Annotated in this window: 17 protein-coding genes; 8 read left to right on the top strand and 9 right to left on the bottom strand. The window is 70.1% G+C overall.

Translation table 11 applies throughout. The annotated features are described in order from the left end of the window. Positions 1 to 58: 58 nt before the first annotated feature. Positions 59 to 691, bottom strand: coding sequence for an urease accessory protein UreE (locus HBB12_RS22735; RefSeq protein ID WP_236991435.1), 633 nt, complete (start codon positions 689 to 691; stop codon positions 59 to 61). Between the two features lie 259 nt (positions 692 to 950). Between HBB12_RS22735 and HBB12_RS22730 the strand changes: the two genes are divergently transcribed. From HBB12_RS22730 to HBB12_RS22720, 3 genes are all read left to right on the top strand, one after another. Continuing rightward, on the top strand, positions 951 to 1,220 hold the full coding sequence (locus HBB12_RS22730; protein ID WP_236991434.1) for a YMGG-like glycine zipper-containing protein: 270 nt from the start codon (positions 951 to 953) through the stop codon (positions 1,218 to 1,220). A 181-nt stretch (positions 1,221 to 1,401) separates the two neighbouring features. After that, the gene (locus tag HBB12_RS22725; RefSeq protein WP_236991433.1) at positions 1,402 to 2,127 is read left to right on the top strand and encodes a TerB family tellurite resistance protein; all 726 of its coding nucleotides are present in this window, start codon (positions 1,402 to 1,404) and stop codon (positions 2,125 to 2,127) included. Positions 2,128 to 2,132: 5 nt separating this feature from the next. Further along, a complete protein-coding gene (locus HBB12_RS22720) occupies positions 2,133 to 2,888 on the top strand; it encodes an N-acetylmuramoyl-L-alanine amidase (protein ID WP_236991432.1) in 756 nt (251 codons plus the stop codon). Between the two features lie 77 nt (positions 2,889 to 2,965). On the opposite strand, the gene HBB12_RS22715 is transcribed toward HBB12_RS22720, so the two are convergent. The 5 genes from HBB12_RS22715 to HBB12_RS22695 form a co-directional block, all read right to left on the bottom strand. Further along, positions 2,966 to 4,489 (bottom strand): class I adenylate-forming enzyme family protein, encoded by a 1,524-nt coding sequence (locus HBB12_RS22715; RefSeq protein WP_236991431.1) that lies wholly within the window; start codon positions 4,487 to 4,489, stop codon positions 2,966 to 2,968. A 378-nt stretch (positions 4,490 to 4,867) separates the two neighbouring features. Beyond that, positions 4,868 to 5,092, bottom strand: coding sequence for an AsnC family transcriptional regulator (locus HBB12_RS22710; protein WP_236991430.1), 225 nt, complete (start codon positions 5,090 to 5,092; stop codon positions 4,868 to 4,870). A 185-nt stretch (positions 5,093 to 5,277) separates the two neighbouring features. Beyond that, positions 5,278 to 5,490 (bottom strand): cold-shock protein, encoded by a 213-nt coding sequence (locus HBB12_RS22705; RefSeq protein ID WP_236991429.1) that lies wholly within the window; start codon positions 5,488 to 5,490, stop codon positions 5,278 to 5,280. Positions 5,491 to 5,732: 242 nt separating this feature from the next. Beyond that, positions 5,733 to 5,939, bottom strand: a complete 207-nt coding sequence (locus HBB12_RS22700) for a hypothetical protein (RefSeq protein WP_236991428.1) — start codon at positions 5,937 to 5,939, stop codon at positions 5,733 to 5,735. A 25-nt stretch (positions 5,940 to 5,964) separates the two neighbouring features. Next, positions 5,965 to 6,303 (bottom strand): DUF6496 domain-containing protein, encoded by a 339-nt coding sequence (locus HBB12_RS22695; protein WP_236991427.1) that lies wholly within the window; start codon positions 6,301 to 6,303, stop codon positions 5,965 to 5,967. Positions 6,304 to 6,475: 172 nt separating this feature from the next. On the opposite strand from HBB12_RS22695, the gene HBB12_RS22690 reads away from it, so the two are divergent. Then, on the top strand, positions 6,476 to 6,862 hold the full coding sequence (locus tag HBB12_RS22690; RefSeq protein ID WP_236991426.1) for a hypothetical protein: 387 nt from the start codon (positions 6,476 to 6,478) through the stop codon (positions 6,860 to 6,862). Positions 6,863 to 6,919: 57 nt separating this feature from the next. Here the strand turns inward: HBB12_RS22690 and HBB12_RS22685 are convergent, their stop codons facing one another. After that, the gene (locus tag HBB12_RS22685) at positions 6,920 to 7,141 is read right to left on the bottom strand and encodes a hypothetical protein (protein WP_236991425.1); all 222 of its coding nucleotides are present in this window, start codon (positions 7,139 to 7,141) and stop codon (positions 6,920 to 6,922) included. A gap of 138 nt (positions 7,142 to 7,279) precedes the next feature. Here HBB12_RS22685 and HBB12_RS22680 point away from each other — a divergent pair, with 138 nt between their 5' ends. Beyond that, positions 7,280 to 7,849 (top strand): type 1 glutamine amidotransferase domain-containing protein, encoded by a 570-nt coding sequence (locus tag HBB12_RS22680; protein ID WP_236991424.1) that lies wholly within the window; start codon positions 7,280 to 7,282, stop codon positions 7,847 to 7,849. Between the two features lie 9 nt (positions 7,850 to 7,858). Here HBB12_RS22680 and HBB12_RS22675 read toward each other — a convergent pair whose 3' ends face one another. After that, complete coding sequence (locus HBB12_RS22675; protein WP_236991423.1) at positions 7,859 to 9,889, bottom strand: elongation factor G; 2,031 nt, start codon at positions 9,887 to 9,889, stop codon at positions 7,859 to 7,861. A 164-nt stretch (positions 9,890 to 10,053) separates the two neighbouring features. Here HBB12_RS22675 and HBB12_RS22670 point away from each other — a divergent pair, with 164 nt between their 5' ends. Together HBB12_RS22670 and HBB12_RS22665 are read left to right on the top strand one after the other, a co-directional pair. After that, positions 10,054 to 10,893, top strand: a complete 840-nt coding sequence (locus HBB12_RS22670) for an HTD2 family dehydratase (protein ID WP_236991422.1) — start codon at positions 10,054 to 10,056, stop codon at positions 10,891 to 10,893. 80 nt (positions 10,894 to 10,973) lie between these two features. Then, positions 10,974 to 11,981, top strand: coding sequence for a TRAP transporter substrate-binding protein (locus HBB12_RS22665; RefSeq protein WP_236991421.1), 1,008 nt, complete (start codon positions 10,974 to 10,976; stop codon positions 11,979 to 11,981). Between the two features lie 29 nt (positions 11,982 to 12,010). On the opposite strand, the gene HBB12_RS22660 is transcribed toward HBB12_RS22665, so the two are convergent. Next, entirely contained in the window at positions 12,011 to 12,256 is a 246-nt protein-coding gene (locus tag HBB12_RS22660; protein WP_236991420.1) for a hypothetical protein, read from the bottom strand. A 234-nt stretch (positions 12,257 to 12,490) separates the two neighbouring features. Here HBB12_RS22660 and HBB12_RS22655 point away from each other — a divergent pair, with 234 nt between their 5' ends. Continuing rightward, positions 12,491 to 20,896, top strand: a complete 8,406-nt coding sequence (locus HBB12_RS22655) for an ExeM/NucH family extracellular endonuclease (protein WP_236991419.1) — start codon at positions 12,491 to 12,493, stop codon at positions 20,894 to 20,896. Positions 20,897 to 20,951: the final 55 nt, after the last annotated feature.

Here is a 20,951-nt window from a genome sequence, read left to right as displayed (position 1 = left end):
CGCTGCACAAAAATCAGGGGTGGAGGCGAGGGGCTCGCCCCGGCCGCGCAGGCTCCGCTCAGTGGCCGTGCCTGCAGTTCGGGCCGTGGACGTGCCCGTGATCATGCGCGTGATGATCGTGGCCGTGGTCATGCTCGTGATGACCATGATGGTCATGATCGTGATGACCATGATGGTCGTGGGCGTGACCGTCATGCGCGTGATGCGCATGCCCGTGGTCGTGCCCGTGGTGGTGGTCGTGCCCGCAGGTGCTGTGGTCGTGGGCCTCCACCTCCTTCTCGGGGCGGAACGGGCGCTGGAGCGCCGTCGCCGTGCAGCCCTGGCCGCGGATCAGCTCGGCCACCACCGGGTCGTCGAGGACGTAGAGCGCGTCGGTCGTCACCTCGGCCTGGACGTGGTTGCTGCCGAGCTGCCAGGCGAGGCGGGTCAGGCGGACCGGGTTCTCGGCCGTGACCGCGAGCAGCGATTGCGGGGCGGCGAGGACGCGCACCAGCGTGCCGTCTTCCAGGCGCACCGCGTCGCCGTCCTCCAGCGTCGTCTCGCGGTCGAGGTCGAGCCGGAAGGCGAGGCCTCCTGTCGCCGTCAGCTCGGCGCTGCGGCGGGAGCGGGCGGCGTGGTCGAGGGCGACCTCGTCGGCGACGGCGTCGGGGCGCACGGCGGCTTTGCGGACGATGGTGGTGGCGCGCTGCATCGGGACCTCACGGGCATCATGCCGGGGATTTCGCCCCTGCTGTAGAGCATTTGCCGGGCCCGTGGCAGGGCCTCCCGCCGCTCTCCGCTGTGGCCCCGCGGCCGCACCCCGACGAATCGTGTCCCGCCCGGACCCGTCCTTGGGAACCATCGGACGGCCAAGCTCATTTGGCGTTCGGCTGCGTTACGGCTAAGCTCGGACGCAGGGTGCGGGGTCGATGACCCGGTACCGACCGAGAGATGCACGAGGGGAGAACTCCATGAAGAAGCTCATCGCCGCCACGATCGCCGGCGCCATGGCGCTGTCGCTCGGCGCCTGCAACACCCCCGGCGACCGCGCCGCGGGCGGCGCCGCCCTCGGCGGCCTGACCGGCGCGGCGATCGGTGCGGCGGCCACGGGCCGGGCCGGCGGCGCGCTCGCGGGCGGCCTGATCGGCGCGGCCGGCGGCGCCGTGGTCGGCGCGGCCACCGCCCCGCAATGCCCCTACGGCACCTACCGCGACCCCTACGGCAACGTCTTCTGCCGCTGATCGGCCTCGCGTGAAGCCCCGGCGGCGTGTTCCGCCGGGTGCGCTGCCACATTCCGCAGACGCCTCGGGGGCGCTACAAGGGCGGCATGACGCGCTTGCCTCCGATGCTCCTGATCCCGATGTCCTTGCCCCCCCGAGACCCGACACCGTCGGTCCGCCCGACCGGGACCGGGAGGCGGGCGTGAGCCAGGGCGTCTGGGGCAAGCTCGGCGGTGCGGGCATCGGGCTCGCCGCCGGCGGTCCGCTCGGCGCGCTGATCGGCGCGGTGGCGGGCCATTTCCTCCTCGACCGCGAGGGCTCGCTGTTCGGGCCGACCCCGCGGGAGGTGGTGTTCACCACCGGCCTCGTCGCGCTGGCTGCCAAGATGGCGAAGTCGGACGGGGTGGTGACGCCGTCCGAGGTCGCGGCCTTTGCCGACCTCGTGCAGGTGCCCGAGGAGGAACGCGCAGGGGTCGAGCGCCTGTTCGATCTCGCCAAGCGCACCACCAGCGGCTTCGAGGGCTATGCCCGCCAGGTCGCCGACGCCTTCCACGACGAGCCGGCCCTGCTCGAGGACGTGCTCGACGGCCTGTTCCACATCGCCAAGGCGGACGGCGCCGTCCACGAGAGCGAGGCGCGCTACCTCGCCGAGGTGGCGACGATCTTCGGCTTCGACGAGGCGCGCTTCGCCGCCGTCACCGCCCGGCACCTGCGGCTCGCCGACGATCCCTACGAGGTGTTGGGGGTCGACCGCGCCCTCACCGACACGGAGCTGAAGGCGCGCTACCGGGCGCTCGTCTCCGAAAACCATCCCGACCGGGCGATCGCCCGCGGCCTGCCGCCCGCCGCCGTCGCCATCGCGACCCGTCGGCTTGCCGCCATCAACGCCGCCTATGACCGCATCGCCGCCGAGCGGCGCCTGAGCTGAGCCTGATGAGCCTCACCCCCGACAGCCCGGTCGCCACCCAGGTGGTGCCCTCCCCCAACCACGACGAGCGGACCCTGCCGGTCGATGCGCTGATCCTGCATTACACCGGCATGGCGAGCGCCGGCGAGGCGCTGCTGCGGCTGTGCAACCCGCTCTCCAAGGTCTCGTCGCATTACCTCGTCTTCGAGGAGGGGCGGGTGGTGCAGATGGTGCCGGAGGCCCGCCGCGCCTGGCATGCCGGGGTCTCGGCCTGGGAGGGCGTGCGGGACATGAACTCGCGCTCGGTCGGGATCGAGATCGCGCATCCGGGCCATGCCGAGGACGGCACCGTGGCGCCCTTCCCGGAGGCGCAGATGGCGGCGGTGACGGCGCTCTGCCGCGACATCCTGCGCCGCTGGCCGATCCGGCCCGACCGGGTGCTCGGGCATTCCGACATCGCCCCCGAGCGCAAGATCGACCCCGGCGAGAGTTTTTCGTGGCCCGCTCTCCACCGGGACGGCATCGGCCACTGGGTGGCGCCGGCGCCGATCCGCGACGGGCGCTTCTTCTCGCAAGGAGATGCCGGCCAGCCGATCGAGGCGCTGCAATCGATGTTCGCGCTCTACGGCTACGACGTGCCGGTGAGCGGCACCTTCGATGCCCGGACGAAGGCGGTGGTCGCCGCCTTCCAGCGCCATTTCCGCCCGGCCCGGGTCGACGGCGTCGCCGACGCCTCGACCATCACCACCCTGCGCGACCTGCTGGCGGCGAAGCCGGCGTGAGAGGGGGCGGCTCCGTCGCCGGGGCCCTCTCATACGCTTTCCGATCGACCGCTTCCCGATGCGGAAACCGGCTTCGCTCAGCCTGCCGCCAGCCGCTTGCGCTGCACCTTGCCGTTCGGGGTCCGCGGCAGCGTCTCCAGGAAGACGACCTCCCGCGGGCATTTGTAGGCGGCGAGCCGCTCGCCGCACCAGGCCAGCAGCGCGTCCCGCGCCGGCTCGGCGCCTTGTTTCGGCACCACGAAGGCAGCGATCACCCGCACGTCGTCGCGGACGGGCAATTCGGTCACTGCCACCTCCTGCACGTCCGGATGAGCGATCAGCACGCTCTCGACCTCGTTCGGCGACACCCGGTAGCCGAAGGCGTTCATGATGTCGTCGTTGCGGCCTGTAAACCAGACGTAGCCGTCGGCATCGAGGGAGGCGAGGTCGCCGCCGGTGAACCAGTCGCCCCGCATCACCGCCGCCTCCTCTTCCGGGCGGTTCCAGTAGCCGAGCATCAGGGCCGGGTCCGAGCGGTGGATGGCGAGAAGCCCGACCTCGCCTGGCGGCAGCGGCTCCGGCGGGCCGTCGACGGGCAGGATCGCGACCCGCCGCCCGGGCTGCGGCTTGCCCGGGGAGCCGGGCTTGATGGGGACGAGGGGGCTCGTCGAGATGTAGGTCGAGATCTCGCTCATCCCGAGCGCCTCGTAGAGCGGCGTGCCGGTGACGGCCTGCCACTCGGCGAGCAATTGAGGCGACAACGCCTCGCCCGCCGTGATGCCGTGACGCAGGGACGAGAGATCATGCGCGGAGAGATCGGCGTATTTCAGGATCTGCCGGAAGAGGCTCGGCACCGCCGCGAACAGGGTGGCGCGGTGGCGGGCGATCAGCGCCGGCCATAGGGCAGGGTCGCGCTTTCCGTTGTAGAGCACCGTCGTGGCGCCCCGCGCCCAGGGGTCCTGGATGCCGACCCCGAGGGTATAGGTCCAGTTCATGGTGCCGGCATGCAGCACCACGTCGTCCTCGCGCAGGCCGAGCCAGAAATCGTGCATCGGCCGCCGGCCCCAGAGGGTGCGGTGGGCGTGCAGCACTCCCTTCGGCCGGCTGGTGGTGCCGGAGGTGTAGACCAGGGTCGCCGGATCGTCGGCGGCGGTGTCGGCGTAGGCATCGATCGGCGGGCCGGCCCGCATGCGGGCGATGTCGTTGCGGCGCAGCACGATCCGGCCACGGCAGGCCTCGGGGTCGAGGGGGCACTCGTCGGCCGCCGCGATCACCGCGGCGTCGGAATCCTGCATCAAGAATGCCGCCTCGCCGGCCGTCAGCTGCGGCGAGGAGGGCTGCGCCACGAGCCCGGCGGCCAGCGCCGCGAAATAGGTGATGACGTAATCCGCGTCGTTGCCCATGCGGATCATCACCCGGGCGCCCGGCGGCAATCCCAGATCCCGCAACCCCGCGGCGACGCCGCGCACCGCCCGGTCGACCTCGGCGAAGGTCATGATGTCGGTCCGGCCGTGATCGCCGACCATGACCAGGGCCGGCTTGTCGCCGCGTCCCCGGGCATTGGCCTCCAGGCAGTAGCGGGCGCCGTTGAAGCGGGGCGGCGGCTGGCGGTCGTCGAGCAAGGCGCGGGCTCCGGGTCAGGGGAGGGAGCCTGTGCTAGAGCACTTCACGATCGCGTTGCAATCGCGAAGCTCTCTCTAGAGCCTTGATTGTACCGCATTTTCTACGACGAACCGGCATCCACTTCGTCGGAAAACGCTCTGGCGCGACAATGAGGGCGTGGCGAGGGGCGGGCTTTGCGCCGGAAGGTGCGCCGGACCTGGCCACACGGTAACCCCGGGATACGACCTGTCGGACTGACGCGGGGGGCGTCCGGTCGGTCGAGGACGGCAGAGGACGCGCGCGGCGATTCCCGATCCAGACACGACAAAGGCGGGTCCGCGCTCGCGCGCGGCCCGCCTCGTACGGTGACGGCGGTCTTTTGACTGACCGGCGAGCCTTTAGTGGGCTTCGCGCACGGCCACGGCGTTCGGCGTCAGGCCGAAGCGCTCGGCGAGATGCCAGCGCAGCTCGCGGGAGGAATGATAGCCGTAGCTCTTGTCGATCAGGTGGCTGACGTCGATCGGGCTCTTGCCCTCGCCGAAACGGCTGATCTGGTCGACATGAAAGGTAGAGCCGTTGAACACGGAAGGCGCGCCGTCGCGCCGGGTAAATTCGAACAACATGATGTCTTTTCTTCTATCTTTGCGGCGCTCCCCGGGGGAGCGACTGTGAGTGGCAGGCGGCCATGGGGCCGCCAGCGGAGCAAGTGGTGAGCCCGGGGGCTCGAAACGCTCCAGTACGGCCGAGGTTCCGTAACCTTAACGGGATTATCGTTAAGGCTCCGTAAACCCGGGCCGAAAGGACGCCTTTAGGCGACCTGCAGGTTCACGGCCGACATCTTGTTGCTGTCGCGCCGATCGGCCTGCAGCTCGTAGGAGACCTTCTGGCCCTCGACGAGGCCGCGCAGGCCAGCCCGCTCCACTGCGGAGATGTGGACGAAAACGTCCTTGCCGCCATCATCCGGCTGGATGAAGCCGAAGCCCTTCTGGTCGTTGAACCACTTGACAGTACCAGTATTCACGCGGTCGTCCTCGTCTCGTTAGAAGTCGCAGCGGGCCACCCTCAAGAGCGAGGGCAACGCGGCGCGACGGCGCCAAGTATTTCGGGAGGTGTCTCGTCTTCGCGAGGCTCAGGGAGCCCATGCGGGGCTCGATCGCCCGGAGCCACCCGCCCGTTGCCGCTGATCCCTATTTAGGAGCCCAGTCTGTCCGGAACAAGGCAGGGTCTCCCAATCGGTGCGCGGCATGCGGTCAGGGGGTGTGGTCAGGGATGGCTGCGCCCGCGCTGGTTGGGGTCGACCCCGCCTTGCGGCGTGGTGTCGTTCGCCACATCGCCCTCGTCGGTATTGGCGCCCGCGAGATCCTCGGGATCGCCGCCGGACATCGTCATGCCCTTGGAGGTGCCGATGCCGGGATTTCCCTTCAGGTCGGCATCGGTCGGCGTCGTGGTCTTCGGCTGCTTCGAACTCATGGGGTGGTCCCTCTCGTGAGCGCGCTCAACGGTTGAGGGCCTTCTCCAGTTCGTCCCGGCTCATGCGCGAGCGGCCCTTGATGTCGCGGTTTTTCGCCTCGTCGTAGAGGGCGGCGCGGGTCGCCTGGGACCGCGTGTCGCGCTCCTTGGACCGGGTGCGGCGGAAATTCGCCCGGTTGTCGGCGGGGCTCTCCTGGTTCGAGGCGCCGGCCTCGCGCAACGCGATGGCGATGGCCTGGCTCCGGTCGGTCACCGGCTCGCCGTCGCGCCGCTCCAGTTCGCCTTCCTTGAACTCGTGCATCACCCGGGCGATCGTACTCTTCTGTGCATCGGTCGTCTTGTGGGTGGTCTTATGCGCGGCCATGGCGTCGTCCCTCTCGTTCCTGCCCCTCGTTCGCGGGCGACCATGTGAAGGATCAACGCGGACGGGGCCCGAGGCGTTTCGGGCCGCGCAGCCCGGCTCTGCGTGGAATTCCCTGTCGCGTCCGGGGGATTGCTCCCATATACGGACGACATCGTACAGTGTCGGACGCTCCATGGCGGGTATCTCGGTTTCCCTCGAAGGTTCCAACATCCAGCTCTCGTTCCAGAAGGACGACCAGGCCACCGCGGTCATCATGGATGCGAGCGCGGCCCGCGCCCTCGTGCGCGCGGTGGGCCAGCTCCTCACGGTCATGCACGAGCCGGACGAGGCCGAGGCGGACGATCTCGGCGACGAGGAGGCGGCGTTGCTGGACGTGACCTCGCCGGCGATCGAGGTGGGGACCGACGAGCAGGGCCAGGCGGTGGTGGCGCTCCAGGCCGGCGGCCTGCCGCCGTTCCAGCTCCGCCTCACCGACGAGGAGGCGCGGCACGTCGCCACCTCCCTCAACGAGATCCTGAACGCCCCGCGCGACGTGCGCAGCTCGCATGGCGGGCACTGACCGACCCGAACCTCGATCGACGCGAAAAGGGCGCCCCGCGGGGCGCCCTTCGTTTTTTCAGAACCGCGTGCCCGGATTGGTCGGGCCGCCCGGCAGGTAGTCCGGCTCGGAGCCGGGCCCGGTCGGGTCGGTGATGCCCGGGTCGTTGACCGGATAGGGCGAGCGCGGCCCGGTCGGGCCGGTATCCGGCAGGTCGTCGGGACCGACCGGCGGCGGGATGTCGCCCGGGATGCCGCCGCCGGGGGTCGGCTCGTGGCCGGGGAGACCGGGATTGGCCATGGTCGTGCCTCCTGTTCGGGTCGGGGGGTATGAGGGTTTAAACCGCCCGGCCGGAAGCGGTTCCGTCGCGGCAGGGCGCCGGAACCGGCCTGATCCGGGGTCGTTGCCAGGGCACAATCACCCTTGGAGTACGATCCGATGCCGAGCATCACCCAGGCCAAGATCCTCATCATGGCGACCGACGGCTTCGAGCAATCCGAGCTCGAAGTGCCGAAGGCCAAGCTCGCGGAGGCCGGCGCGCAGGTCACGGTGGCCGCCCCGAAATCGCGCCAGAATCCGGACAGCATCCGCGGCTGGGACAAGACCGACTGGGGCCGCCCGGTGACCGTGGATGCCGATCTCGAGAGCGTCGACGCGTCGGCCTACGACGCCCTGGTGCTCCCCGGCGGCCAGATCAATCCGGACAAGCTGCGCCTCGAGCCGAAGGCCCTGGAGATCCTGCGCAGCTTCCTGTCGAGCGGCAAGGTCGTCGCCGCGATCTGCCACGCGCCCTGGCTGCTGGTCGAGGTCGGCGCCGCCAAGGGCCGCAAGATGACGTCCTACGCCTCGATCAAGACCGACGTGGTCAATGCCGGCGCCGAGTGGCACGACCTGCCCGTAGTCACCGACAAGGGCATCGTGACCAGCCGCAACCCGGGCGACCTCGACGCCTTCTCGGCCAAGATCATCGAGGAGGTCCAGGAAGGCCGCCACGACCGGGCCGCGTAACCGGGCTCCTTACCCCGCCCTGCGCACCGGCTGGCGCGCCAGCACCGCCTCGGCGGCACGGCCCGTCAGCTCGGCGCGGTGGTCGAAGCGGGTGGTGAAGGTGCCGACCCCGGCGGTGGCCGAGCGCAGCTCGACGATCAGGTCGGTCATCTCGGCCTCCGGGATCAGGGCTTCGACGACGTCCCAGCCCGACCAGCCGGGGCGCGCGTCGAAGCCGAGGATCTGGCCGCGGCGGGCGGTGACGAGGCCGGTGGCCTTGGCGGTGGCGCCGCTCGGCACCGCCATCGACACCGCCAGGACCGGTTCCAGCAGCACCGGTCCGGCCTTGGCCAAAGCCTCCTCCAGCCCCAGGCGCGTCGCGGCCTGGAAGGCGGCATCCGACGAATCGACCGCGTGGGCGGCGCCGTCCTTGAGGGTCACCGCGAGGTCGACCACCGGGAAGCCGAGCGGCCCCTTCGCGGTGAAGGCCCGGGCCCCGGCCTCGACCGAGGCGATGTACTGGCGCGGCACCGCGCCGCCCACCACCTCGTCCTCGAAGACAAAACCCTCGCCTCGGGGCAGCGGCCGCACCGCGAGCGCCACGTCGGCGAACTGGCCGTGGCCGCCGGTCTGCTTCTTGTGCCGCGCCCGCGCCTCGGCGGGCCCCCGGATCGTCTCGCGATAGGCGACCCGCGCCGGCTCGGTCTCGACCCCGATGCCGAAGCGCGAGGCGAGCCGCTCCACCGCCACCCGCAGGTGCATCTCGCCCTGGCCCGACAGGCGCAGGTCGCCGAGCTCGGCCCGGTGCTCGACGATCAGCGACGGGTCCTCCTCGGCGAGCTTGGTCAGCGCCGCCGAGAGCCGCACGTCGTCCTTGCGGTCGCGGACCCGCAGCGCCAGGGCATGGACCGGGTCCGGCGCCGGCAGCTGCGCCAGGGCGTCGGGCGTCTCCGATCCGGTCGTCAGGGTCTCGGCGGTGGCGACGCAATCGAGCTTGGCGAGCCCTGCGACCTCGCCCGCCTGCACCTCCGGCACCCGGTGGCCGGAGGCGCCTGCGAGCTGGGTCAGGCCCGCCACCCGGGCGGTGCCGCCGCCCGATCCCGTCACCGCCTCACCCTCGCGGAGAGCGCCGCGCAGCACCCGGCCGACCGAGAGCTTGCCGCCGAAACCGGTATGCAGGGTCTTTATCACCTGGACCAGCGGCGCCCCCTCCTCCGTCACGCCGAGGCGGGCGCGGGTCTCGGGGAGACCGGGCGCCTCGTGCCGCAGCGCCTTCAGGAGGCGGGTGACGCCGTGGCCGTGCTCGGCCGAGCCGAACAGTACCGAGACCGCCTGGCCCCGGCGCAACTCGCCGGCGAGATCGGCGAAGACCCGGTCGGCCTGCGGCTCGACCTCGGCGATCAGGTCCTCCATCAGCGCGTCGTCGTGGTCGGCCAGGCGCTCCAGCATGGTGTAGCGCTCGGCCTTCTCCCGCGGCAGCTCGCCGTCGGGCAGGGCCACCACCTCGCTCGGGGCCTGCTCGCGCCAGATGAAGGCGCGCTCCAGCGCGAGATCGATGAAGCCCACCGCCGCCTCGCCCTCCATCAGGGGGATCTGGCGCATCAGGAGCGGCACCCGCGAGGCGGGCTGCAGCAGCGCCAGCGCATCGCGCAAGCTGCCCGGCGCGGTCTCGGCCTTGTTGATGAAGAGGAGGCGCGGGATGCCGGCGGCCTCCAGCTCGCGCAGGGTGAGTTCCAGGGCCGGCAGCTTGCGCTCGTCGGCCTCGCAGACCACGATCGCCGCGTCGCATGCCGGCAGCACGGCCCGCAGGTCGTGCGCGAACTCGATCGAGCCGGGGCAATCGACGAAGGTGAAGGCCTCGCCCAGGAAGCGCGCCGTGGCGAAGGCGGGCTCGACGCTCATCCCGTGCGCCCGCGCCTCGGGCGAGGTGTCGCCGACCCGGGAGCCGGCGCGCCCGGGCCGGTCGATCGCGCCGGTGCGATGGAGGATGGCCTCGAGCAGGGCGGTCTTGCCGCTCTGGAACGGACCGACGATCGCGATGCACCTGTGCTGCGCAGCCACGGGGCGTCTCCCACCTTCATCTTTGTTGACAGGGAGTTAAGCACCGGGCCGGGGCGCGGTCCAGGCGGCAGGTGTGCAGACGCGAAGGTGTGCAGGCGCGAAGAGAGGCCGATATAGGCTGTCACGGCCCGGTACGAGGCCGGCGGCGAACGGGGGATAGCCTGATGCCCGAGATCGACATCGACCATTTGCGCGGCTGGATCGGCCGCACCCGGGAGGTCGAGGATATCGTGACCCCGCGCCTCGTGGCCGAGTACCGGGCGACGCTGGCGCCCCACCTCGCGTCGGTGCGGGAGGGCGAGGCGCCGCTCGCGCTCCATTGGTGCCTCGGCCCCGAGACCCCGGCCGCCGACGCGCTCGGGCCGGACGGCCACGCGGCGAAGGGCGGGTTCCTGCCGCCGGTGCCGCTGCCGCGGCGGATGTGGGCCGGCGGCGAGGTCGAGACCCTGGCCCCCTTGCGCATCGGCGACCGGGTGGTGCGGCGCGAGACCGTGGCGGACGTGGCGGTGAAGGTCGGGCGCACCGGCACGCTCTGCTTCGTCACCGTGCGGCACGATTACGAGACGGAGCGGGGTCTGGCGATCCGCGACCGGCAGGACATCGTCTACCGCGAGGCGAGCCGGCCGGGCGATGGCGCCCCGCCGGCAAAGCTCGTCCCCGCCGCGGACGAGGCCGGGTGGTCGGTCGAGGCCGATTCCGTGCTGCTGTTCCGCTACTCGGCGATGACCTTCAACGGCCACCGCTTCCACTACGATCATCCCTACGCGACGCAGGTCGAGGGCTATGCCGGCCTCGTCGTGCACGGGCCGATGCAGGCGAGCCTGCTCCTCAACCTCGCGGCCATGCGCCTCGGCCGGGTGCCGGCCCGGTTCCGCTATCGCGGCGTCGCGCCGATGATCGCCGGATCGCGCTTCGCGGTGGCGGGACGGCGCGAGGGCGAGGGATTTCGCGGCTGGACCGCGGTCGGGGGTGCCGTCCACATGGAGGCGGAGACTGAGGGGTGAGGGTTAGGCGATCGGCGCATTGCGCCGCCGGGTCCGAACTGTCAGCTTCGCAACAAACCAGACAACGACGAGGAAACGCCATGCCGACACTGACCCGCCGTGCTTTCGCGGCCGGCACCGCCCTGCTGCTCCTGTCGGGAGCGGCCCTGGCGCAGGCGCCGGTCGTGATCAAGTTCAGCCACGTCGTCGCGCCGGACACGCCGAAGGGCCGCGGCGCCGACAAGTTCAAGGAACTGGCGGAGAAGTACACCAACGGCAAGGTCAAGGTCGAGGTCTACCCGAACTCCCAGCTGTTCAAGGACAAGGAGGAGGTCGAGGCGCTGCAGCTCGGTGCGGTGCAGATGCTGGCGCCGTCGCTGGCGAAGTTCGGGCCGCTCGGCGCCAAGGAGTTCGAGGTCTTCGACCTGCCCTACATCCTGCCCGACAAGGCGGCCCTGCGCCGGGTCACCGACGGGGCGCTCGGCAAGCGCCTGTTCGACAAGCTGCAATCGAAGGGCATCACCGGGCTCGCCTATTGGGACAACGGCTTCAAGGTGATGAGCGCCAACAAGCCGCTGCGGATGCCGGCGGATTTCCGCGGCCTGAAGATGCGGATCCAGTCCTCGAAGGTGCTGGAGGCGCAGTTCCGCGCGCTCGGTGCGATCCCGCAGGTGATGGCCTTCTCGGAGGTCTACCAAGGCATGCAGACCGGCGTGGTCGACGGCTCGGAGAACACGCCTTCGAACATGTTCACCCAGAAGCACCACGAGGTGCAGAAATACATCACGCTGTCCGATCACGGCTATATCGGCTACGCAGTGATCACCAACAAGAAGTTCTGGGACGGGCTGCCGTCCGAGATCCGGACCGAGCTCGACAAGGCGATGACGGAGGCGACCGCCTACGCCAACCAGGTCGCCGACAAGGACAATGCCGACGCCCTCGACGAGATGAAGAAGTCCGGTCGGACTACCTTCATCGAACTCACTCCCGACGAGAAGGCGGCGTGGAAGGCGGCCCTGGAGCCGGTCACCGCCGACATGGCGAAGCGCGTCGGCAAGGACGTGATCGAGGAATTCCAGAAGGAAGCCAAGGGCGGGACGCAGTAGAACCCTCCGGCCGGCTTTTCTAGGGCGCTTCACGACCGCTTTGCAATCGCGACGATCTCTAGATTCTTGATTTTGCGGCATTGTCTACGACGAAACGGCATCCATTTCGTCGGAAAATGCTCCAAGGCGATCGCGCCCCGTCGTCGAGAGATCGACGGCGGGGCTTTTTCGTGCCGCGTTGCCGTCGCGAACGACGGATCGTCGAAAAGATAGTTTGCCGGGAAACGATACGACCATCGCCCGTCGCCGCGGAGAGGCGACAGGCTGGCCTTCACGGCCCGGCAACCTTCACAGCACTGTCGCAAAACACTCATACAGAACGAACACAGTCCGAAACATGCTGTAACAAGGCAGCCTCGCCGACCGGTCCGATACGTCGAACGTTCGCCGCGAGCCCGGTGCCGCTTGCGCGCTTTCCCTCCCCGATAAGCCCTAACAGCCTCGCGCTGACGGGTGGTGCCGCCTCGGGCGCCGCCGCTCCTCGTGCGCGCCCGGAGACACTGGAATCCATGGCCACGACGCTTGCCGCCGGCGACATCGCCATCGTCGGCTACGACGCCACCAACCCGGACGATTTCGCCTTCGTGGTGTTGCGCGACGTCGAGGCCGGAACGGCCATCAGCTTCACCGATAACGGCTGGAGCTCCAGCACCGGCGCCTTCCGCACCGGCGAGGGCACCTACACCTACACGGCGCCCTCGGCGCTCGCCGCCGGCACGGTGATCCGCCCGACCACCGACAGCGCCGCCGGCGGCACCAACTCGCCGGTCTTCACGGCGCAGAACTTCGCGCTCAACGCCTCGGGCGACCAGATCCTGGCCTATCAGGGCGCGGCCGCGAGCCCGACCTTCCTGTACGCGATCAACTTCGCCGATGGCGGCACCACGTTTGCCGGCAACGCCACCAGCGCCGGCACCTCGGCCCTGCCGCCGGGCCTGACGCTGGGCCAGAGCGCCGTTGCGCTCCCCTCCGCCAACGGTCGCTATGCCGGCCCGACCTCGGGCACCCGCGACCAGATCCTGGCCTCCATCGGCACGACCTCGTCCTGGACCCAGAACACCACCACCCGGGTCGGCGACGCCGCCTACGCTCCCTTCACGGTGACCGCGGCGCAATCCCTGCCGACCCTGTCGATCGACGACGTCCAGGCGAGCGAGGGCGATGCAGGCACCAAGCAGCTCACCTTCACGGTGTCGCTCAGCGCGGCGGCGCCCGCCGGCGGCGTGACCTTCGACATCGCCACCGCCGACGGCACGGCCACGGCCGGCAGCGACTACACCGCCCGCAGCCTCACCCGCCAGACCATCGCGGCCGGCGAGACCCGCGCGACCTTCGCGGTCGACATCACCGGCGACACGGTGGTCGAGCCGACGGAAACCTTCACGGTGAGCGTCGCGAACGTCTCGGGCGCCACGGTGGCGAAGGGCCAGGGCACCGGAACGATCCTCAACGACGATACCGGCACCCGGATCGGCGGCACGGCGATCTACGACGCCGCGCCCTCGCTCCAGGGCCTGTCGGGCGCGACCGCCACGACCCCGCCGAGCGCCACCAACGCGCTCCAGCTCGTGCGGCTCGGCGCCTACGCCACCACCAACGATCCGGCGACGACGGTCGCGCCGAACGCCGAGGTGGTGGCCTACGATGCGACCACCAGCCGGCTCTACGTCCAGAACACCAACGAGAACCGCATCGAGATCGTGGCGCTCGACGCCGCCGGCTCCCTCGCCAAGACCGGCGAGATCCTGCTCTCTGGCCTCGAGCAATACGGCGCGGTGAACTCGGTCGCGGTCTTCAACGGCCTCGTGGCGGTGGCCTACGCCAATGCGACCGGGGACGCGCCGGGCCGCGTCGCGCTGTTCAACGCCGACGGCACGCTGCTGCGCTCGCTCACCGTCGGGGTCGGTCCCGACCAGCTGGTGTTCACCCGCGACGGCACCCGCCTCCTCGTCGCCAACGAGGGCGAGCAGGCGAGCGCCGCCAGCAACCCGGTCGGGGGCGTCTCGATCATCGACGTCTCGGGCGGCGCGGCCAGTGCCTCGGTCGCCACGACCGTCGGGTTCACCGGGCTCGACGGCGCCGAGGCGACCTTGCGCGCCCGCGGCCTCGCGATCACGCCCGGCAAGGCCGCGTCCGCCGACATCGAGCCCGAATACATCGCGATCTCGCCCGACAACCGCTTCGCCTACGTCACCCTCCAGGAGGTGAACGGTGTCGCGGTGATCGACCTCACCAATCCCGGCACGGCGCCGATCGCGATCCAGCCGCTCGGCGCGGTCGATCATTCGCTGCCCGGCAACGAGTTCGACGCCTCCGACCGCGACGGGCCGGGCGGCACCGCCTCGATCCGGATCGCCGCGACGCCCGCCGGCACGCCGATCCTCGGCCTGCTCCAGCCCGACAGCATCGCGTCGTTCACCACTGGCGGCGCGACCTACTTCGTCACCGCCAACGAGGGCGACCAGCGGGTCATCGGCGGTGCCGACGATGCCAACGACGTCGCGCGGCTGAGCGCGGTTCCGAACAGCCGGCTCACCCCGGCGCTCCAGGCGCTGAAATCCGATCCGGCCTATGCCCGGCTCAACGTGCTCCTGCGTACCGGCGACACCGACGGCGACGGGGTGATCGACCGGCTCAACACGCTGGGCGGCCGCGGCATCTCGATCTTCCGGCAGAATGCCGACGGCACCATCACCAAGGTGCGCGAGACCGGCGGCGAGTTCGAAAAAATCTTCGCCCAGATCGCGCCGGAGCGGTTCAACAACGACCAGACCGTCACCAACACCCCCGACGACCGCTCCGACAACAAGGGGCCGGAGCCCGAGGGCATCACCGTCGGCACGGTGAACGGGCGCATTTACGCCTTCGTCGGCCTGGAGCGCCAGAGCGGCATCCTGGTCTACGACGTGACCGATCCGGCGAACGCGAATTACGTCTCCTACATGCCGCCGCTCGCCGGTTCGGCCGCCGATCTCGGGCCGGAGGTGCTCACGTTCATTCCCGCCGACCGCAACCCGACCGGCACGAACCTCGTGGTCTCGGCCAACGAGGTGGCGAATGGCGGTGCGACGCTCTATGCCGCCCTGCCCCAGGGCGCGACGCAGGAGATCTCCTTCGCGCCCGATTCGCTGAGCGTCAGCCGGCCCGAGGGCGATAGCGGCACCACGACCTTCAGCTTCACGGTCCAGCGCTCGAACGGCACGCTCGGCGCCGTCGCCTTCACCGCCGCGCTCTCCGGCACCGGCGCCAACCCGGCCAGCGCCGCCGACTTCACCGGCAGCCCGGCCCTGCCGCTCACCGTCACCGGCACGATCCCGGCGGGTGCCGCCTCGACGGTCGTCACGGTCGCCGTCCAGGGCGACGCGACGCCGGAGCCGAGCGAGACCTTCGCGCTCACGCTCCTGAATGCCAGTTCGAGCCAGGCCGGCATCACCGCCCGCGTGAGCGCCGGCAACGCCAGCGCCACCGGCACCATCGTCAACGACGACGTGACCCTGATCTCGGCGGTGCAGGGCGCCGGCAGCGCCAGCCCGCTCGTCGGCCAGACCGTCACGGTCGAGGCGATCGTCGTCGGCGACTTCCAGAACGGCGACGCGGACGGGAAGCGCAACCTCGGCGGCTTCTACCTCCAGGAGGAGAAAGCCGATCAGGATGCCAACCCCCTGACCTCGGAAGGGCTGTTCGTCTACGAGGGCACCGGCAACCGCCTCGTCGACGTACACGAGGGCGACCGGGTCCGGGTCACCGGCACGGTCACCGAATTCAACGGCGAGACGCAGCTCACGGTGAACGCCGCCTCCGGCATCCAGGTCGTCCAGGCCGGAGCCCTCTCGGCCGCCGAGGTCAAGGCGCAGGCGGTCGACGTCACCCTGCCGACGGCGGGCGTGGTGGGCACCGGCACGACGGCGCAGCCGGACCTCGAACGCTACGAGGGGATGCTGGTCCGCTTCCCCCAGACCCTCACGATCTCCGAGCAGTTCAACCTCGACCGCTTCGACGAGATCCGCCTCGCGGCGGGCGGGCGGCCCGAGACCTTCACCAACGAGTTCGAGCCGAACGCGCAAGGCTACGCCGCCTACCTCGCCCAGACCGCCGCCCGCTCGATCACCTACGACGACGGTTCGAACAGCCAGAACCTGCCGGTCGAGAATCTCGACGGCTTCGGTCCGATCTACTCGACCGCCACCGCGCCCCGGATGGGCGACACGGTGACCGGGCTCACCGGTACCCTCGGGTTCGGCCCGACCAACGCCTTCCGGGTCCGGTCGATCGAGGACGGCGCGAACAGCTTCACCAAGGCCAATCCGCGCCCGAGCGCGCCGGACGCGGTCGGCGGCACGCTGAATGTCGGCAGCCTCAACGTCCTCAACTACTTCACGACGCTCAACACCTCGTCGAGCTCGCTCACCGCGATCGGCCAGCAGCCGCGCGGCGCCAATTCGAGCGAGGAACTGGCGCGCCAGACTGAGAAGCTCGTCACGACCCTGATCGGTACCGGGGCCGACGTGCTCGGCCTCACCGAGCTGGAGAACCAGTTCCAGCCCGGCAACCCGGGCAACGCGCTGGAATACCTCGTCGGCCAGCTCAACGCCCGGGTCGGCGCCGGCACCTACGCCTACGTGAACCCGGGCAACCAGCTCGACCAGGGCCAGTTCCTCGGCGGCGATGCCATCGCGGTCGGCTTCATCTACAAGCCGGCTAAGGTCGGCGTCGCGCTCAACACCACGATCGAGACGCTCGACGACGCGGACGTGGCGCGGATCGATCCCGCCCTGCTGAAGCAGAGCACGGTCGGCCACATCTTCAACGGGGCGAATACCAGTCGCGTCTCCCTGGCGGTGACGTTCCGGGAGATTGCGACGGGTGAGGACTTCACCGCGGTCATCAACCACCTGAAGTCGAAGAGCGGCACCGGCACCGGGGCCGATGCCGACCAGGGCGACGGTCAGGGCAACTGGCAGCAGCAGCGCGAGCTCGCCGCCCAGGCGCTGACCGAGTGGGTGGGGAGGAGGCCGACCGGCACGCAGGATCCCGACGTGCTCCTGCTCGGCGACTTCAATGCCTACTTCAAGGAGGACGCGCTCGACATCATCAAGGGTGCGAATCTCTCCAACCTCGCCGAGTATCGCCTCGCCAACCCATATTCCTACGTCTTCGACGGGGCCTACGGCGCCCTCGACCACGCTTTCGGCAACGACAGTCTCGATCGGCAGGTCACCGGCGTGACCGAGTGGCATGTCAATGCCGACGAGGCAGACGCGATCGACTACAATCTCGATTTCAACCGGCCTGCCTCGTACTTCGACGGACAGGTCGCCGCGCGCGAATCCGACCACGACCCGATCCTCGTCGGCCTCAGGCTCGATCACGTCGCCCCGACGCTCGTCTCGGCGAGCCCGGCCGACAATGCCACCCGGGTCGCGACCGACGCCAACATCACCTTACGCTTCAGCGAGGCGGTAAAGGCCGGCGAAGGGAACAGCGTCATCGTCATCTCCGACGGGGCGGGCGACACCCGCACCATCGCAGCCGCAGACACTTCCCAGGTCACCATCAACGGCGACACCGTGACGATCAATCCGACCGCCGATCTCAAGGCGGGCACGGCCTATCGCGTTTACGTCGCCCCCGGCGCTTTCGCCGACATGTCCCGCAACGCCTTCGCGGGCCTCGCGCAGGACCAGCTCGACTTCACCACCCAGCAGGCCGCCCCGATGACCTACACGCTCCAGATCCTGCACGCCTCGGACTGGGAGGCCGGTCTCCTGGCGACCCAGCGCGCGCCGAACTTCGCGGCGATCGTCGACAAGCTCGAAGACGCGACCCCGAACTCGATCACCCTCTCGACCGGCGACGGCTGGATCCCGAGCCCGTTCTTCATCGCGGGCGCCGACCCGCAGCTGAACGCGACCTATAACGGCATCTACAACCAATATTACGGGCTCTCGGGCGCCAACGCCTACGGCAAGCTCACCGCCTCGCCGGGCCGGGCCGACATCACGATCCAGAACATCATCGGCGTCCAGGCCGCGGTGTTCGGCAACCACGAATTCGATTCCGGCCCCACGGAAGTCGCCAACATCATCGGCGCCAATCTCGGCACGGCGGCGGGCGCGGCCGACGACACCTGGGTCGGGTCGCAATTCCCCTACCTCTCGACCAACCTGAATTTTTCGCGGGAATCGGCGCTCTCGGGCCTCGTCCACAAGGACGGCGACGTCGCCACCTTCGCCGAGACCGGCCCGACCTCGACCCAGACCGGCACCGGTGCCGACAAGATCGCCAAGTCGGTGGTCATCACCGAGAACGGCGAGAAGATCGCCTTCATCGGCGCCACCACCCAGCTCGAGCCGCTGCTGACCACGCTCGGCAACGTGACGCTCGACGGCTTCACCGGCCGTGACGAGATCGCGCTGCTGGCCCAGCAGATCAACGCCGAGGTCGACCGGGTGCTCGCCGCCAACCCGGGCCTCAACAAGGTCATCGTCGGCACCCACCTGCAGCAGCTGTCGAACGAGCAGGCGCTGGCCCCGCTCCTGCGCAACGTCGACGTGCTGATCGGCGGCGGCTCGCACACCCTGCTCTCCGACTCCAACGACCGGCTGCTGCCGGGCGACGTCTCGGGCGGCGCCTACCCGCAATTCTTCACCAACGCCTCGGGCCAGACCCTGGCGCTGGTCAACACCGCCTCCGAATATTCCTATGTCGGCCGCCTGACCGTCACCTTCGACGACCAGGGCACCATCATCCGCGACTCGATCACGCCGCAGAATTCGGGTGCGGTCGCGGTCGACGACACCAGCGTGGCGCAGCTCTGGGGCTCGAAGGACGCGGCCTTCGCGCCGGGCACCAAGGGCTACCTCGTCAGGGAAATGATCGAGGGCCTCGACGTCAACAACGACGGCATCCAGGAGACCGCCGGCGTCGCCGACATCATCCGCCAGCAGGACGGCAACATCCTCGGCCGCACCAACGTCTACCTCGAGGGGCGCCGCGGCGAGGTCCGCACCGAGGAGACCAACCTCGGCGACCTCTCCGCCGACGCCAATCTCTGGTACGCCAAGCAGTACGATTCCACGGTCGCGGTCTCGATCAAGAACGGCGGCGGCATCCGCGACTCGATCGGCTCGTTCTCGACCGCGGGCGGCGGCACCGCCGAGCTTCCCCCGGCGGCGAACCCCTCCGCCGGCAAGCAATCGGGCGATATCTCGCAGCTCGACGTCACCAACTCTCTGCGCTTCAACAACGCGCTCGCCGTCACCACGGTCTCGGCGCTGGAGATGAAGCGGATCCTGGAACACGCGGTCTCGGCCACCGCCGCGGGCGCGACGCCCGGGCAGTTCCCGCAGATCGGCGGCTTGAGCTTCTCCTTCGACGCCAGCAAGACCGCCCAGACCCTCGACGCCAACGGCACCGTCACCCGCGAGGGCCAGCGGGTCCTCAACGCCGCGATCGTCGACGAGAACGGCCGGATCACCGACACCCTGGTGCAGAACGGCCAGCTCGTCGGCGACCCGAACCGCGGCATCCGCACCGTCACCCTCGACTTCCTGGCGACCGGCACCTCCACCGCGCCGGGCCTCGGCGGCGACAACTATCCCTTCCCGGCCTATGGCGAGAACAAGGTGGCGCTCGCCTCCGCCATGCCCGGCGCCGCGCTGCCCAACACCGCGACCTTCGCGGCGCAGGGCACCGAGCAGGACGCGATGGCCGAATACCTGCGCGCCTTCTACGCCTCGACGCCCTACGGCACCGCCGACACCACGCCCGCCGGCGACACCCGAATCCAGAACCTCGCCGCCCGCAGCGACACGGTTCTCGCCCGCGGGATCAATCGCACCGGCACCGACGGCAACGATACGCTGACCGGGACGGCCTTCGACGACATCATCACCGGCGGCGCCGGCGACGACACGATCGTCAACTCTGCCGGCAACGACATCCTGCTCGGCGGCCGCTCGCCCGGCGGTGCGACCGGCACCGACACCCTGGTGTTCAACTCGCGGCTCGCCGACACCACCGTCACCCGCGACGGCGCCTACACGCTGATCGTCGGGCCGGAGGGCCAGGACCGGGTCACCGGCTTCGAGCGCTACCAGTTCACCGACGCCACGGTGGTCGTCGCCGACGGCTCACCCCTCGTCGACGACCTGTTCTACCTCGCCACCAACAAGGACGTGCTCGCCGCCGGCCAGGACGCCGACACCCACTACGCCGCCTATGGCTGGAAGGAGGGCCGCGACCCCAACGCGCTGTTCTCCACCACCGGTTACCTCGCCGCCAACCCGACCGTCCGCGCCGCGGGCCAGAACCCGCTCGATCAGTACGATGCCACCGGCTGGAAGGAGGGCCGCGACCCCTCCGCCGCCTTCGACAACGAGCTGTACCTCGCCCGCAACCCCGACGTGAAGGCCGCCGGGATCGACCCGCTCAAGCATTACATCGAATACGGCCAGGGCGAGGGCCGCAAGATCTACGACGCGATCGGCAAGACCGCCGACCTGGCGGCGCATCCGGGCTTCGACGCCGAGTACTACCTCCTGTCGAACCCCGACGTGGCCCGCGCGGCCATCGCGGCGGGCGGCGACTCCTCCGTTTATGCCTACCAGCACTACCAGACCTATGGCTGGAAGGAGGGGCGCAACCCCAACGCGGTGTTCGACACCAAGGGCTACCTGAACGCCTATGGCGACGTGAAGGCGGCCGGGATCGACCCGCTGATGCACTACGACCAGTACGGCTGGAAGGAAGGCCGCGACCCGTCGAAGGGCTTCGACTCGACGGCCTATCTCGACGCCTATGCCGATGTGGCGAAGGCCAAGCTCGACCCGATGCAGCACTACCTGCAATACGGCGCGCTCGAGGGCCGCTCCACCTTCGGCGACACCACCTTCGGCGCCGGCAATATCGGCTGAGCCGTCGGCGTGGTGGCCGGCGGTCCGGATTTGTCCGGGCCGCCGCAAGATCGTC

This window comes from Methylobacterium sp. SyP6R (assembly GCF_019216885.1).
Lineage (GTDB): Bacteria > Pseudomonadota > Alphaproteobacteria > Rhizobiales > Beijerinckiaceae > Methylobacterium.
Note: the sequence above shows the minus strand (reverse complement) of the source record. Positions and strands in the feature narration are given on the sequence as shown.